The sequence below is a fragment of the Bacillus niameyensis genome, from assembly GCF_001375535.1.
Taxonomy (GTDB): Bacteria; Bacillota; Bacilli; order Bacillales; family Bacillaceae_C; genus Lederbergia; species Lederbergia niameyensis.
In genome coordinates this window covers 3,125,867-3,142,181 of the sequence record NZ_LN831197.1, presented here as the reverse complement: position 1 = coordinate 3,142,181, position 16,315 = coordinate 3,125,867, and the positions used below count along the sequence as shown (strand labels likewise).

Here is a 16,315-nt window from a genome sequence, read left to right as displayed (position 1 = left end):
AAATTTTGCGCATTCTAATGCACATCATTAGCATACCGCGATTTCATAGTTCAATTCATAATTACTAACCGGAATATTGTGATCGTATATCCATTTAAAACCTGAATAGGGCAGTCAATTATACACACAATAAAACGAAAGGAGGAGTTGATATAGAATGGACCATGTAAAAGCAATGACAATAAAATTCGTTTCAAGCCTCGTCCTTTTATACGTCATTCTTGGGATGTTCTACGGAATGAGTTTTGGAAACGTATTTCTAATTACGTTAATATTAGGAGTCGCCTCTTATATTATGGGTGATTTGCTCCTACTCCCTAGAACAAACAACTCAATTGCTTCAATGGCTGACTTTGGCCTTTCATTTATCGTGATTTGGTTTTTAAGTGCAGCTCTTACGGATGGGTTCCCATTATTAACGATGTCTTTAATCGCCGCTATTGGTACAACCATTTTCGAATGGTTTTTTCATAAATATATGGTTGATAACGTTTTAAGTGAGGACAGACTAACTGAGACGCGTCCAAGAACCTTACAGTATCAAACTGAGGCTTCTGAAGAACTATCAATGCCTCATTTAGATGATGAAAAGGAAGACATTGATGATTATCAACCTTCCAACATAAATGATGAAGTTCATCTCGATTCAGAAGATAAATAACGAACTTAATAAGGAAAACGAGCTGGAGCTGTCCAAAAAGTGGAAGATCACTTCCCTTTTTGGCTGCACCTATTTCCGCAGGCATGGCTCAGTGTTAAAAAATCCGTTAAGACAATGTTCTAAATTAGAAACAAAAATACGATTTTTAAATCCAGCCTCCATCATGGACCATATACATCGATAAACTCGGTCAACGGGCCATGATAAGAGGGCTTCATCGCGTATGAGTACCATTTTTGGATTCGGGCTAGGATTTTGGTCATCAATTAGCGCTTGATATCAAAGCACCATATACAAAAACAGTGTCATTTTTCTCCTCTTGCTTTATTCGAGGGACTTATAGGGCAGCCCCATCTCGTTTAACATTTACTTTTCCCAGAATCGTTCATCTCTGGTTCAATCCTTTTTAAGAATTCCTCTGCAGCACTATAGCCTTGCTGCATGAGTAACCAGTTATTGGCCGCTGCTTCAATTAACCCCGCAACATCCCGCCCCGGCTGAAGTTGAATTTCAATATGGGGTATTCGAACCCCCATATAATCTTTATAATCAGGCTCTACTTCCAATTCATTATTAAGGGCACTACCTTGCCATTTCGTCAATTTAATATCTAAAGCAATTCTCGTTTCTTCCTGAAAAGCTTTTCGCCCATAGAGCCTGACAACATTTAACAGACCAATACTGCGCAAGGCAAGAAATTCCCGATTCGTATCATTATGTGTACCAAGTAGCGTCTCAGGGCTAAGTTTCTTTAATACAACAATATCATCCGCGATTAATCGATGCCCTCGACCAATTAATGTGTGAGCTGTTTCACTTTTACCAACACCAGAATTTCCACGAAGTAAAATACCAAGTCCCGAAACATTTAGACATACTCCATGGATGGCAATTTCAGGTGCGAGAGATTTCGTTAAAAAGGCATCTACTTTGGCAACAAATTCATATTCTCTTTCATTCGTTCGTAATAACGGAATTTTTTCTTCTTCACAATAACGAGTTAAATATTGCAACCCTTCCAAACCATCCGTCACTATAAAACAAGGAGGGTGATAACTGACGATATTCCCGATTCGTAATTTACGTTCATCATGACTTAAATTATGTAAGTAAGTAATTTCTTTTTCGCCAAGTACTTGAACATGTTCCATTGGGAAAAAGTCAAAATATCCAATAAATTCAAGACCTGGACGATATGTTTGCGATTTTGTAATTGTTCGCTGTAATTGATTATCTCCTGCAAGAACTTCTAGAGAAAATCGACGAATCAAAGATTCAACCAATATGGATTTCAAAATGGATTACACTCTCCGTCCTTATCTTCTTCGCAATATTCCTAAGTTTTTCTATACATTTTATCATGAATCCTGCCTAATCATTGTTACAATTCAGTATCATTTATAAAGGCGAGAGCAACCATGCCCTCGCCGTCTTATTCTCCAAATACCTTACTATAATAATCATTTTCTAGTATTTTCGTAGAGTAATAAAACTTCGCTTGAACAACAGATGACATGTAGTCTATATAATCCTGCCCAGGTTCGGTATCATTCGTGGCAACGAACTCCTTCGTTTCTGCATTATAGCTTCCCTTATCTGTTATAAAACTTCTATTTAGAAATAACACGAGTGGATCCGAATCGGAAAAAATATCTTTTCCCATCAAAAGCCTCGAATCGTACTCAAGCCCAAGCAAATTAGAAAGAGTCGGTAAAATGTCTAAGCTTGAAGCAGGCTTTGTAATAATCTCGGGTTCCATTCCTTTTGTGTAAAGGATAAAAGTACTTTTATAAAGCTCGAAGTTCTTTTCAACCTTATGTCCAACAAGTTCATCAATCGTTTCATCGTCAAGTCCATATGGATAATGATCTGCACTTAAAGCAATCAAAGTCTTCTCTGCAATCCCGGCCTTCTCTAGCTCAGCTATTAAATACTCTAACGCCCTATCCAGTTCCACCTGTGTGGCTATATAGGCCTTTGCCTGATCCGAATATGGTAAATTCTCCACATATTTTTTATTTTTCCATGCGATATAATTCCCAGTAAAGGAATACTGCATATGACCACTAACCGTCATATAATACGTATGAAACGGCTGGTCTTCAATGTATTCTGGTATCGTCTCCTCCATCATTTCCAAATCTGATTCTGGCCATGTTTCTTGCACTTGGAGCCCATTCCCAAGCCCCTTATACTCATATCCTAAATTCGGATGGGATGTGTCACGCCCGTAATATGTGTAAGTATGATTGTGATAAGCTCTTGTTGCATAGTCTAACTTCTTCATTTGATTGCCCAATACAAAAGGGAGATAATTGGATCCTGACTGTTGGAAGCTCCATACGCCACTTTTTGGAATTAAACCTTGTAGTGCTACATATTCACCATCAGATGTACTCACTTCCCAAAGCGGTGTATAAAAATTTGTAAATTGATAGCCTTCATTAGCTAATTTATATAAAGTTGGCGTCACTTCTGGATGAATAGCATAAGGAGAAAAACCTTCAGCTGTAAGCAGAATAACGTTGTACCCCTTATATTTCCCTGTGTATTCATTTTTTAGAGTCGGTTCAACATTTTCAAAATACTGATGCATTTGTTGAATTTCTTGATTATTCTCATTAGCCATTAATTGAGTAAAATCAATATCCATTATTTGTTCTTCGGCCGCTATGTCTTCGCCTTCTTCATCCTCTAAATCAATCTCCGGGTCTGGCTTTTCATTAGACTCCTCATGTTCAACTATAACTGGAACGTCTACCTTAGGTGACCATTTTAAAATATGCCTTTGTAAATCTAAACGCATAGTTGTAAATAAACCTAACCGTTCAACGGATAAAAGTGGATAGCTACTCTTAAAATATAAATCATATGCCGAATGTTGATCTCTTGCTCCTGCGTAAATACTTCCCATTCCTGCCGCGTAAAAAAGCATAATACAGAAAGCAAAAATCAATCTCTTATTCCACTTTATTTTCTCAAACGTGAACATAATCTTGCCAAAAGCTATAAAGAACAGGACCGGGAAAAATAAACAAACAATCCAAATGGAATGCTTTATCAAAAGGTCTACAATATCTTGCCAAAATTCGGCGATTTGAGCTCCATTTCCTAGGGAATAAACGCTATAATACGTCCGAAACGCCTTAAAATATAACAATTGCGACGAATAGATAAACGCCACAATTCCGAGGAAAATAAAGGAGAAAATAAATCTTATCGTCCCTGTAAAAAAACATAAAATAAAGAGAAATATAAATGTGAGCGCACCCAAAAATAAAAACGGTATAATAACATTCATCGAAAAGGGATCACCTAATGTAGCTAGTCTGAAAACAAGATCCATAAACAAAACGGAAATCACAATATACAGAAGGAAGAATCCCATCCTCGCTTTCTTTTTCATACACTCAGATCCTTTCACCTTGCTGTTCACTCTTACTGGTGAACTTTAGTTTACATGTTCCACCCCGACAGATTGCTTATCATATTTGACGAATCATATTGTATTTCGTTACACCTTGTAGGAATTTTTTTAAAATTAAATAGGGTAGAGAACACAATGCTCTCTACCCTATTTCCATTAAACATTTTTATTTTTTGCAATAAGAAATCCTAGCAACCCACCAACGATGCTCGGCAGTAACCAACCTACCCCATGTTCGAACAAGGGTAAATATGAAAAAGCGTTCGATATTAATTCATGCTCGAAGCCTGCCTCTTTTAAACCATCGTATATACTAATTAGTCCAGCACCAATAATGGCTCCGATGTAAACTGAGCTTGGCAGCGAATGGAATAAAGATAGTATTATGAGTACAATCGCGACGGGATAGATCATTATAAGGACAGGTAAAGAAACAGAAATTAACTGGCTTAATCCCATATTAGACATGACAAAACTAAAGAGGCAAACCATTCCGATAACAAGAGGATAGGAAAGTTTAGTGAATCGTTTCGTTAAAAATTCCCCACATGCTGATACCAATCCAATCGAGGTTGTTAGACATGCACCGATAATGACGAGTGCCAAAAGAATCGTACCAAGCGGACCGAAAAGTATGGAAGTGACGACCGCTAAAATGGTTCCGCCATTATCCTGGTACCCAACCGCATGTACGCTGGTCGCTCCAATATAAGAGAGTGTAATATAGACAAATGATAAGCCGATCCCCGCGAGAATCCCCGCCTTAATCGTATAAGACCGTATATCCGCTTTTGCCCTTACTCCCATTTCCTGAATTCGATTAATGATGACAAGTCCGAAAACAAGAGCTGCTATCGCATCCATTGTTAGAAAGCCCTCGAGGAAACCACTAGAAAAAGCTTGTTCTATATACGTACCTGTTGCGATACCGATACTTTCAATAGGCCATACAAAAGCTCTTATAGCAATAACTACAATTAAAATAAATAAGACCGGCGTAATCAACTTTCCGATCCGATCTACCAATTTTGCAGGATTTAGTGAAAGCCAAAAGGTTAGCAAAAAAAAGATAAGTGTTGCAATAAACAAACTGAGTTTACTTTCTTCAGTAAGAAATGGGAGCACCCCTATTTCATAAACGACTGTTGCAGTACGTGGTATACCAAAAAAGGGGCCGATTGTTAAATAAATAATAATCGGAAACACTGCTAAGAACACAGGATGAACCTTTTTTGATAGCTCATCTAAATCGCCTTGGACAGAAATAGTGATAACAGCTAATAGGGGTAATCCAACTCCGGTCACTAAAAATCCCAAAACAGCTGCCCATAACGATTGACCAGCTTGCTGTCCAAGTAATGGCGGGAATATAATGTTCCCAGCTCCTAGAAATAAGGCAAACATAAAAAAGCCTAAAGCAAGAACCTCTTTCATTGGTAGTTTCTTTTCCATTACAATCCTCCAAACTTACCCCAAAAAATATTATTTCCAACTTTCGAGTAAGAGATAAATCCCTGTAAATAATAAAATCGCATATGTAAACAGACGAAAAATCCCTTGATTAATGAATTTAAAAAGAATTTGACCGAGAAACAGGCCAAGAAAAACAATCGGTATCGCTAAACCACTTGATATCCAGACAATTTGATTTGTTCCCGCAAAAAGAACTTGGATCAACAAACTGACTAGATAGATAAATAAATAAAAAGCTAATGTCGTCCCGCGCAATGTTTCTTTTTGTGTATCTGTTCCGGAAAAATAAAGCAACAGTGGCGGACCGGGCATCCCTATGCTAGTCGTTAATGACCCAGATATTCCCCCAACAAGCAAATCGCGCCCTTTTGTTTGATTCATCCGAAACTTAAATATGAGCAAAAGTGTCAACATTAAAATGATGAGACTAATCCCAAACTTCAACTTATCGATATCTAAAATTTTGAAAAGAGCAATCCCGAACGGCAAGCCGATAATACTGCCAATCACAAACCGCTTCAGTATACCAAAGTCAATATCCTTCCTAATTTTACTTATTAAAGCAAGAGAAATGATTAAAGACAAAATCAAGTTTATTTGAATAGCTTCTCTTGGTTCAAAAAGCAAGAGTAAAAAAGGAGTTGCCAATATGGAAAAGCCAAAACCAGTACTTGTTTGTAAAACGGACGCCAACAAGACAATAAAAACAAAAATAATAATATCCAAAAAATCACCTACATCCTTCCCGCTTTCGAATTTAAATTTTAAAAACAAAGCAAAAGGGGATTATTTTCTGTCAATTTGTTGAAATGCTGCATCATAAAGACGTTTCGTTTCCAAGAAACGTGCTTCGATGGAATCAGTCCCCATAACGACCGAGATTAATCTCGTATCCTTTCTTTTCACCGTCCCAACAAAGCAATAGCCAGCCTCATCTGTAAATCCCGTTTTTAAACCATCTACCCCTTCAAACCTAACTTGTGGATTATTCATTTCTGGTAACATTTGATTAGTATTAGCATACTGATTTTTTCCTAATGTAAAAGATGCACGAGAAATAATAGGGAGAATCTCTGGATATTGATCGATCAACCCCCGTGCCAGCATAGCCAAATCTTTAGCTGACATCTGATTAGACTCATCCTTACTTCCGGTAGAAAAATAGTCGCCAAGATCTCGATTGTTCAAACCTGAACTATTAACAAAATGAGAGTTCGCTAGACTCATTTGTTTTGCCTTTTCATTCATCATTATAACAAAGTCTTTTTCGCTGCCAGCAACTAGCTCCGCTAATGCAATAGCTGCATCATTTGCAGAATGGATAGCCATAGCATCAAATAAGTCTTTTATCGTATAAGTCTGATTCTTATCTAAATAAACAGATGCTAGTCCCGGAGAAGTGGAAATGGCATGGGCATATGCGCTAAGAGGCACCGATTGTCCCCATTCTAGCTTTCCTTGTTGAATCTCTTCCAATACTAATAACTCTGTCATAATTTTTGACATACTTGCAACAGGGAAAGATTGTTCCATATTTGATTCATATAGAATATATCCTGTATCCGCATCAATTAAGATCGCAGCCTTTGCCTCAACCTGTAAATCTGTAAGAGAGTCTCGAACTCTTCTTTCAAGAAAATCCGGTTTCTTTGCTATTCTAGCACTTTGCATCATTGGTAATTCCCGTACTGTTAATTCAGTGACCGTACTAGGTTTACTAAGATAATAGACACTCCCTATCGCCACGGTCAGGAACATTATAGATAATATCCATTTAAAAAGTTTCATAAATGTCTCCCTAACATAATAGAATTGTTCTAGGAATCAACATGATTCACTTTACTTGAAAATCCGTAAAAATTAAACCCCAAACAACTACTTCTCACAGTAATTTACACAGAATCTAACAATTATCAAGATAAATCATCAAGGTTAGAAACTACTAAAATTATTTTTTATTATTTTCCGTAATATTTGACTTTTTATGTCAGTATTATATAATGTAAATAATAATTCTAAATATTTAGTATGTTTAGAACATTAATACTACTACTTTAGTCCCTATAATAGGTAAAGAAGTAGATTAGGAGGTGAAAGAAGTTACTCAGTTAATTCAATGGACAAGCCATCATGTGAGGACAGAAGAAAGACTAAAAAAATTATAAATGTGAGAGGTAGGCCCTAAATGAAGAAATCAATAGTCCGTTTCCTTTTAGCTGGTGTGCTTTTAAGCTCAATGTTCTTCTTCCATTTTAATGATGTATCTGCGGCAAGTACTAATCCCCCAAAACATGAAATGCGCGCTTCTTGGATTTCAACAGTTACGAATATCGATTTAAAAGCCGGAATGAATGAAGCTGATTATACAGCATGGGTTAAATCTACGATTAAAACGCTTGAAGAAAAAAATTTTAACACAGTCGTATTTCAAGTAAAACCGACAGCTGATGCACTATACCCCTCAAAATTAGCACCATGGTCCCGTTATATCACTGGTAAAGGGCAGGGAGTGGATCCAGGATATGATCCATTGCAAATTATGTTAGATACTGCTCATGAACATGGTATGGAATTACACGCTTGGATCAATCCTTACCGTGTCACAATGGCCAGCCAAAGTCTGGATGACTTAACAGACGATAATATCGCTAAAAAGCAACCGGAATGGGTCGTAAAACACGGCTCTCAATATTACTTAAATCCCGGAATTCCTGGAGTCCAAGAATATCTAGTAGAAACCGTTAAAGAATTAGTAGAAAACTATGACGTCGATGCTGTCCATATGGATGATTACTTTTATCCCGGAAAGGACTTTTCCGATCAAGCAACTTTCGAGGAATTCGGTGGTGACTTTACTGACATTGGTGATTGGCGAAGAAACAATGTCAGTCAACTCGTAAGCTCGATTAACGATAATATAAAAACAATTAAGCCATGGGTCCAATTTGGTATTTCGCCATCAGGTATTTGGAGAAATTCATCCGATGATCCAAACGGAAGTGATACACAAGGCGGCGCGCCTCATTATGATGCTCTATATGCTGATTCACTTCAATGGGTAAGAGAAGGCTCTATTGACTATCTCACACCACAAATCTACTGGTCTAGGCAACTCGCTATTGCGAACTATTCCATTCTTTTAGATTGGTGGAGTGAAAAAGTAGATACCCAAGCCCAGGTACACCCAGTTAATCTTTATATAGGAATGGCTGATTATAAAGTAAATACCAATTCTAACAATGATAACACTTGGTACAATCCACGGGAGATTCCTGAGCAAATTCTCGATAACCGTGCGAATGGTAAAGTAAAAGGGCAAATGCACTTTACTTTGCGAGATATTTTAAATAACCCGATTGGCTATCAAGACATTGTTAGCGAAGAAATTTATCCTTCGAAGGCCTTGGCACCTGCAACTGCTTGGAACGGTGCAGAAAAACCAAATAAACCAAACGAAGTAAGCGCTGAGAAAAATGGAGATTCTGTAACGATTACGATTGATAACCAAAACCAAACAGATGCAAAAAAATACGTTATTTACCGTTTTGCAGGAAATAAAGCTGGTGACTACAATAATCCCGAAAACATTGTCGGTGTTATATATAGTAAAGAAGGCAGTATAACCTTTACTGATCAGAACATTGATCCAAATCAAAGCTATACGTATGGTGTAAGTTCGATTTCTTATAACGGAGTGGAAAGTGATGAGGCTACTGTAGCTTATACAGATGAACCTGAGGAGATCACTAGCTCTACTATGCTGTCAACGTTAGAAAATTATCAAGGAGAACTGTCGGAACAAGTCTATCGTTCTCTCACTCTACATTTAACATCAGTTGGTCATTTTGAACAACAACAATCTGCAACGAAGGTTGTTAAGCATATGGAAGGATTCAAACAATTGATTGACCGTCAGAAAGACAATCAATTAATCTCTGCAGAACTACATGATATTCTGTCGGCAAATGCAGACTCCCTAATATTAAAATGGCGAGAGAATAAGTAGAGAATTACCTCTAAAACAGACCCATTCCACGCTAGTAATTTTCCAGTATGGAATGGGTTTTCTATAACTTCAAACCTTATATTGATATAAATTCGTCTCATGGGCAAAGTATATATTCCCTTGCCGATCCCGCTGATTTAAAATCGCTTTGTCGTGAAGAATCTCCCAGTCACCTGTTGTTCTATTAAAACGAAACAATTTCCCAAATAGAGACCCTACTAGCATTCCATCGTTATCTAAAAAAAGAGTACCTCCTCTGTAAAAATGAGTCGCTTGTTCCCAATCATAATCAAGTATTTGGACTTTCTGGATACAATATTGCTGTTCAACATCATATTGGAATAAATAGCCTCCTGATAAGCCCCAAAGTTCGCCTTTTTCATCAAAATAAAGGGCAGAAATGGCCTTTTCCGCTGGAAGCGGCGTAGTTTCCCATAGTAATTGCTTTCTTGCTGTATCCCATGCAAAGAGTCTAGCCTCTTGCTCTGTCGGTTCTTTACCAAGTCCACCCCAAATGGAAGTGCCTCCATAAATTATTCCATTTTGATAAGCGAGTACAATAATGCTTTGATTCGGAATGATATTCACATAGGCCTCATACTCTTCTGTAATTGGGTCATAAAGTGTTAGCGCTCCACCTAGCACTCCGTAATCAGGCACCGTCCCAATCGCCACCTTTTCACCTGCTGATACTATAGCAAATGGCCGATCTTGTTTTAGATGATCTAAAGAGAATAGAAAACGCGGATTTTCCCCATCTACCCACGGCTGACTAGGCTCATATTCAAAAATTCTAGCCTTCGTATAAACACCCATATAAATTCTATCTTTATGAGTTACCATGCCTTCAATTTGACCAACACCTGGGTATTCCGTAAACTGGTTTTCACGATAATCGAACTTAGCAAACCCACCGACCAAATAACCACCGATATAAAGATTCCCATCTGGTCCCTGTACAAGTGATTGGATCGAAATCGGTTGACCTTGAAGCTCAACAGGAACGATTTGAAATTCCTCCGTAATTGGGTCATATAACCAAAAGTCTCCATTTCGTTTTGCACTCGCTAAAAGCGTTCTCCCCTTCATCGTCACCCAGCCAAATCCCATTGCGAAGTCATTGATTGTCGCCTCTATCTTTTTTAGTGTTAATGAAGATAAATGATAAGAGTGTAAAATTCCATCTTTAATAAAATATACGCGCCCTTCACTATCAGGAGTCGATACGTCTAAACCGTCTGTTGAATCGATTTGATCGACCCACTCTTCCTTTTCCAAATCATAGATTAAAAGTTGATTGCTAGGTGTGACTCTTACAAACAAAAAAGAGTCTGCGACATTTGCATCATACACAAATGATTGATCTGTTACAGTTTTAGGGAACGGGATTTCCTTCTTTTCGAAAGTATTTATGTTCATTCTAATTAATTGAGCACTCTGTGAGCCTAAACCAATATAGAGATAAGGTGATGAGAAGGCAAGACTGCGCACATATTTTTGCCCATTTGCAATTTGCCCAAAACTTTTGAACTGATCTTTTTCCGGATCATACGAAAATACCTTCCCTCCAGGATACGTACCACCGAAGACTTGACCATTCTCTCCTGCTGCCAGGCGCCAAAAGTATGTTTCTCCCTCGATTGCGATCCCAAGATTGACGACCTCTTCATCCCCTGGAGTATACTGATATAAGTATCCGTCCCCTCCTATGTAAACCCTGCCATCAGTAGAAACGATGGTTCCCCATGAATGATTAGAACCCTCTACTTCCAATCGCCTTATACAAATCCCTTTAATAGGATCTATAATATGTAAAACGCAAGGATTTCCTGTTGAAACAGCATATATCCGCTCTTCGCCATTTTCTTTTCCGTAAGATGCTGCATAAACAGATACACCGTGAATCGGAGCACCTAAATGAATTGGATTCAATTCGTTCACATCCTTTCTCGCAATGATCATCCATTAATACGTTCTGTGCTAATGGCAAAATTCCTTCATAAAGTAAAAAACAAAACGAGGAACCGCCCTCGCTTTGTTTATAGTGGTTAGAAAAAGTCTGGAAAAAAAGTCAATTGCTTTGGAATAACTCTTTCTAATCGTCTTAATTCCTCTTCATTCCCCTGTATCAAGCCTATTTCCACTAATTCTGGAACTGTTTTATAGCCTAGCATTACTGTAGATAATGTGTTAATAGTGAGAGTAATCGTATGTTGGTCTTTCACAACTCCAGAAACTCTTCTTGAACTTTGGCCTGATAGCTCAAACAGTCCGTGATTCCATGGTGCATATTCATCCAACACATTCAATCGAATGGCATCACCATCACTAGCCCACGAATATTGTTTTAAATAGGAGACAACATCAACGATCCTCCCCATGAAGTTAGGGACGACTTCTATCTTAACTCGCGGGTTTTTCATAATAAATGGTAATGGCTCATGTACGGAAGTTACGATTTCAACTTTATCAACCATCGAATCGTGTTGACAAATAAAGTTCCACAATTCTCTTCGCGCTTGTTGATTTAAAACAATGAATTCCTTTACAATCATTTTATTATCTTGAACCTTCTTATAGAGCAAATATCCTTCGGGTCTATCATCATCAGAATAAAAAATCACCGGAATAGTATCAACTATAACTTGCTCTTTCCACCAGACATCATCACGTACAAGCATTCCTGTACTACGCCCTGCATATTTTTCATAAACAGCTTGCAGATCTTCATGCCATTCTCCTTTTTCAAAACGCTTCAAAGATCCTACTTTTTGATCATTTCGGAAAGTTAAGTCCCCTTTATCGATAATAAGAAACTTTTTATCTACAAATAACTCCCAGCCGAATTTCCGATAAAAATCAATAGAAAACGGATGAAGAAAGGCAAGCAACTGACCGTTTTCCTTCATAATTTCCAATGCCCGAGTAATAAGCTCTTTTACATGACCCTGTCTCCGATATTCGGGATAGGAAGAAACACTTGCTACACCTCCCATTTTTATCTTCCGACCATGTTGAAATATCTCATAGGGACGGATGTGTAATTTGGAGGCTAGCTTTTCGCTATCAAAAATCCCCAATATTTCGTGGCTCTCCATCCCCTTCAATACTTTTTCCCTTTCCTCTTTTGAAAGTTCATATTGAAAAGCATACATGGATAAGTTTATCGCTTCATTAAAATATTCTTTTGGAACAGTCGTAACATGCACAGATAAGTTCCCCTTCCTGATAAAATGATTTCTATAGAATAGCAGTGCGATCGAGAGTTTTCAACCTGCTATTTATATTTTCAAAAAACTCCATTATTAATAGTGACATAAGCCCGTCTAATTACAAATGAATCCCTCATGTTCCATAGTCTGCATGAGGGATTCGTTTATTAGTTAAACAAAATTCGTATCCCCGTCTTATCATCGGATTTTTTAAAACGAGGGTATTGTTGGCATTCGGGATCTGAATCTTCCAAGTTAATCAGCCAGTCGGCGTATCCCTTGAGGCCCTTTTCCTGAATATTATTGATTAGCAGCTTCCAACTATCACCACGGGAAGTGTCGCTAGTTAAAGCTTTAGGGAAAAATAAACCGTCAGAAATAATAAGCAATTCTTCAAGTAATATTCGATTGATTTTACCAGCTTCTATATAGTCTTTCACTTCTGGCTCGCCGCTTACGACTGAATAACCGTCCAACGTATTCATCATCTGTTTATTTTGCAAAATTAACGGTGTCACAAACTGCCTTAATTCTTTCTGGCTTCTCATTCCCCGCTCAATTCCAACTTTCCAAAGCTCCATCGTCTTCTGATCGATATGATGAACTTGGTCGCGAGTAATTAGACGAATATCCCCATCCTTATACTTAGCTAATATCATGCAGTCCCCTATTTGCACAAACTCAATATGATGTTCACCGATTCTGATTAAAGCTAAGCCCGCAGTCCAAAGGTCTTCCTTTTGTTCTACGTCTACACCATTTTTAATCATTGAGTCTTTCAGTAAAGCATTTGCTTGTAATACTATTTCCGTTAAAGGTGTCGATCTTATCGATGAGTTAGCCTGGTCTTCTATGTAATTTTTAATTAAATTTGCGGCCAAATAACCACCTGTTTCTCCATTAGGGCCAGTGAACGGTTTGAGCGAAGTAGCTCCGTCAATTACACCGTATAATTGAACTTTCTCGTTCATGACTAAGGCATCCTCATTCAATGGGTTGCTACCTTGTATGGATAACTTTTCAATCCTCAAATCACTTCTACCTCCTTAACACCTGTTCTAATTCATATACTATTTAATCCCTTCAACAATCTCTACAAACTTCGTAGCTGCTCGTGAAAGAGCTACACCTTTAAGGGAGCAGACGCCGATACTTCTTTTTGGAATAGGCTCTTTGAGTGGAACTTCATATAAAATACCTTTTTCTAGATAGCCTTCAGAGAACTGTTCTGTCACACAGGCAATTCCTAAATTGATTTTTGCAAATTCCAACAATAAATCATGTGATCCGAGTTCAAATTCTGGTTCAAGTTGAATTCCCTTCCCATGTAAAAACTCCTCCACAAATTTTCGTGATATCGTGTTTGGTTCGAGGAAAATGAGGGGAAGTTTCACTAAATCATGAAAGCTAATAGGCTTTTGGAAAAGCCTTCTAAACTTTTCTCCACATACAAATATATCTTGGATGTCGAAACAAGGTCTTAATTCAATGGCCGGGTCATCAACAGGAAGATTACAAATGGCAATGTCGACCTTTCCCGATTTTAGAAGAGAACATATTTCGAGCGTCGTTCCATTCACAATCTTAAACTTAATATTGGGATATTGATTATGAAAGTACTCAAGTGATGGTAATAAAAAATAACGGGAAATTGTGTCTCCAACTCCAATCTTTAGTTCCCCCGCTGTTAAATTTTTAAACTCTAAAATTTTTTCTTCCCCAACTTCAAGTAAATTAATTGCTGAATGGGCATACTCGAAAAGAAGTTTTCCTTCATCCGTTAATGTAACACCTTTCGGGGTACGATTAAACAGACGTGTGTCTAACTCCCTTTCTAACTGCCTAATCGCTTGGCTGACGGCTGGTTGTGTCATAAAAAGTTCCTTAGCAGCTTTAGATATGCTTTCATTATTAGCAACGGTACAAAAAACTTTATATAAATCTAACTTACTTATCATATAACCACACCTTATACCTACTATTAATTATATTAATTTTACTTATACCACAATGTCATTGTATAGTACAGATAAAGACCGATACCATATAAGGAGCGATTCATATGGAAAGAGTTGTTGGAACAGTTGTTAGAGGATTACGTTGCCCGATTATTAATGAAGGTGACAAAATTGAGGAAATTGTTGTTGACAGCGTATTGAAAGCTGCAGAAGTAGAAGGATTTCAGATTCATGATAAGGATATTGTTTCAATTACAGAATCAATTGTGGCTCGCGCTCAAGGCAATTATGCGACAATTGACCAAATCGCTACAGATATTAATACAAAATTCGGCGAAGAAGTCATTGGTGTCACTTTTCCAATTTTAAGCCGAAATCGTTTTGCTAATTGCCTCCGTGGTATTGCCAAAGGAGCAAAAAAAGTCATTTTAATGTTAAGCTATCCATCTGATGAAGTTGGTAATCATTTAGTCGATATCGATTTGCTTGACGAAAAAGGGATTAATCCTTGGACAGATGTATTAACAGAAAAGCAATTTCGTGATCATTTTGGTTATATTAAACATACCTTTACAGGTGTTGATTATATTGAATACTATAAATCATTAATTGAAGAGTTTGGAACAGAGTGTGAAGTGATCTTCTCAAATAATCCAAAGACAATCTTGGAATACACGAAGCATGTACTTACATGTGATATCCATACGCGAGAAAGAACTAAAAGAATTTTACAGGCAAATGGCGGGGAAAAAATTTATAGCTTAGATGATGTTCTATCCCAGTCCATTGATGGTAGCGGCTATAACGAGAACTACGGCTTACTTGGATCCAATAAAGCAACAGAGGATGCAATAAAGCTTTTCCCGCGAGAATGTCAGCCTATTGTTGATAAAATTCAAGAAACCTTGAGAGAAAAGACTAGTAAAAATGTTGAAGTTATGATTTATGGAGATGGGGCATTTAAAGATCCTGTCGGTAAAATTTGGGAACTCGCTGATCCAGTTGTTTCACCAGCATACACATCTGGACTGAATGGAACACCAAATGAAGTGAAATTAAAATACCTAGCTGATAATAACTTTGCAGACCTAAGAGGCGAAGAATTACAGAAGGCTATTTCAAAATACATTGATAATAAAGGAGAAGACCTCGTTGGTGCGATGGAAGCCCAAGGAACAACTCCAAGAAAACTAACAGACTTAATCGGTTCTCTGTCTGATTTAACGTCTGGCAGTGGTGATAAAGGAACGCCGATCGTCTTTATTCAAGGGTATTTTGATAACTATACGAAATAAATACATCGTAATAATCTTTGTCTGTGCGCTATGAGATGAATTCTCATAGCGCATTCTTCGTCTAAGTTGGTTTCTATGTGTCATACGATCGCTTCTCATGACTCTTCTACTGCAAAAAAGATGGACTCCTGCCGTGACAACTACTCTCATGACCCATTCCCCGTTCTTTTCACGAGCTTCGGGACTTGAGAGCACCTCTCATAGCCCATCCCTCGTTCTTTTCCGCAGGCTTCGGACTTAAGATCATTTTCCCCTGGCTTGCACTTAAATTTTCCGACTGGAT

At 37.7% G+C, this 16,315-nt stretch carries 12 protein-coding genes; 3 read left to right on the top strand and 9 right to left on the bottom strand.

Features of this window, described 5'->3' with window-relative positions:
• The first annotated feature begins 157 nt into the window (after positions 1–157).
• A complete protein-coding gene (locus BN1243_RS14845; RefSeq protein WP_062108047.1) occupies positions 158–661 on the top strand; it encodes a YndM family protein in 504 nt (167 codons plus the stop codon).
• A 359-nt stretch (positions 662–1,020) separates the two neighbouring features.
• Here BN1243_RS14845 and hprK read toward each other — a convergent pair whose 3' ends face one another.
• The 5 genes from hprK to BN1243_RS14820 all read right to left on the bottom strand — a co-directional run bounded on the left by hprK (position 1,021) and on the right by BN1243_RS14820 (position 7,349).
• The gene (gene hprK / locus BN1243_RS14840; protein WP_062108045.1) at positions 1,021–1,956 is read right to left on the bottom strand and encodes an HPr(Ser) kinase/phosphatase; all 936 of its coding nucleotides are present in this window, start codon (positions 1,954–1,956) and stop codon (positions 1,021–1,023) included.
• Positions 1,957–2,093: 137 nt separating this feature from the next.
• Complete coding sequence (locus BN1243_RS14835) at positions 2,094–3,596, bottom strand: LTA synthase family protein (protein ID WP_230200213.1); 1,503 nt, start codon at positions 3,594–3,596, stop codon at positions 2,094–2,096.
• Positions 3,597–4,244: 648 nt separating this feature from the next.
• Complete coding sequence (gene brnQ, locus BN1243_RS14830) at positions 4,245–5,540, bottom strand: branched-chain amino acid transport system II carrier protein (protein WP_062108041.1); 1,296 nt, start codon at positions 5,538–5,540, stop codon at positions 4,245–4,247.
• A 30-nt stretch (positions 5,541–5,570) separates the two neighbouring features.
• The gene (locus BN1243_RS14825) at positions 5,571–6,287 is read right to left on the bottom strand and encodes a sulfite exporter TauE/SafE family protein (RefSeq protein ID WP_062108039.1); all 717 of its coding nucleotides are present in this window, start codon (positions 6,285–6,287) and stop codon (positions 5,571–5,573) included.
• 60 nt (positions 6,288–6,347) lie between these two features.
• Positions 6,348–7,349 carry a D-alanyl-D-alanine carboxypeptidase family protein gene (locus BN1243_RS14820; protein ID WP_062108037.1) on the bottom strand — a complete coding sequence of 334 codons (1,002 nt, stop codon included), beginning with the start codon at positions 7,347–7,349 and terminating at the stop codon, positions 6,348–6,350.
• A 397-nt stretch (positions 7,350–7,746) separates the two neighbouring features.
• Here BN1243_RS14820 and BN1243_RS14815 point away from each other — a divergent pair, with 397 nt between their 5' ends.
• Positions 7,747–9,567 carry a glycoside hydrolase family 10-like protein gene (locus BN1243_RS14815; protein WP_069201788.1) on the top strand — a complete coding sequence of 607 codons (1,821 nt, stop codon included), beginning with the start codon at positions 7,747–7,749 and terminating at the stop codon, positions 9,565–9,567.
• A 69-nt stretch (positions 9,568–9,636) separates the two neighbouring features.
• Here BN1243_RS14815 and BN1243_RS14810 read toward each other — a convergent pair whose 3' ends face one another.
• The 4 genes from BN1243_RS14810 to BN1243_RS14795 form a co-directional block, all read right to left on the bottom strand.
• A complete protein-coding gene (locus tag BN1243_RS14810) occupies positions 9,637–11,529 on the bottom strand; it encodes a ligand-binding sensor domain-containing protein (RefSeq protein ID WP_069201787.1) in 1,893 nt (630 codons plus the stop codon).
• An 86-nt stretch (positions 11,530–11,615) separates the two neighbouring features.
• Positions 11,616–12,776, bottom strand: coding sequence for a GNAT family N-acetyltransferase (locus tag BN1243_RS14805; RefSeq protein ID WP_062108033.1), 1,161 nt, complete (start codon positions 12,774–12,776; stop codon positions 11,616–11,618).
• 170 nt (positions 12,777–12,946) lie between these two features.
• Entirely contained in the window at positions 12,947–13,810 is an 864-nt protein-coding gene (locus BN1243_RS14800) for a protein phosphatase 2C domain-containing protein (RefSeq protein ID WP_062108032.1), read from the bottom strand.
• Between the two features lie 39 nt (positions 13,811–13,849).
• On the bottom strand, positions 13,850–14,737 hold the full coding sequence (locus BN1243_RS14795) for a LysR family transcriptional regulator (RefSeq protein ID WP_062108029.1): 888 nt from the start codon (positions 14,735–14,737) through the stop codon (positions 13,850–13,852).
• Positions 14,738–14,841: 104 nt separating this feature from the next.
• On the opposite strand from BN1243_RS14795, the gene BN1243_RS14790 reads away from it, so the two are divergent.
• The gene (locus tag BN1243_RS14790) at positions 14,842–16,032 is read left to right on the top strand and encodes a coenzyme F420-0:L-glutamate ligase (protein WP_062108028.1); all 1,191 of its coding nucleotides are present in this window, start codon (positions 14,842–14,844) and stop codon (positions 16,030–16,032) included.
• The last annotated feature ends 283 nt before the right edge of the window (positions 16,033–16,315 follow it).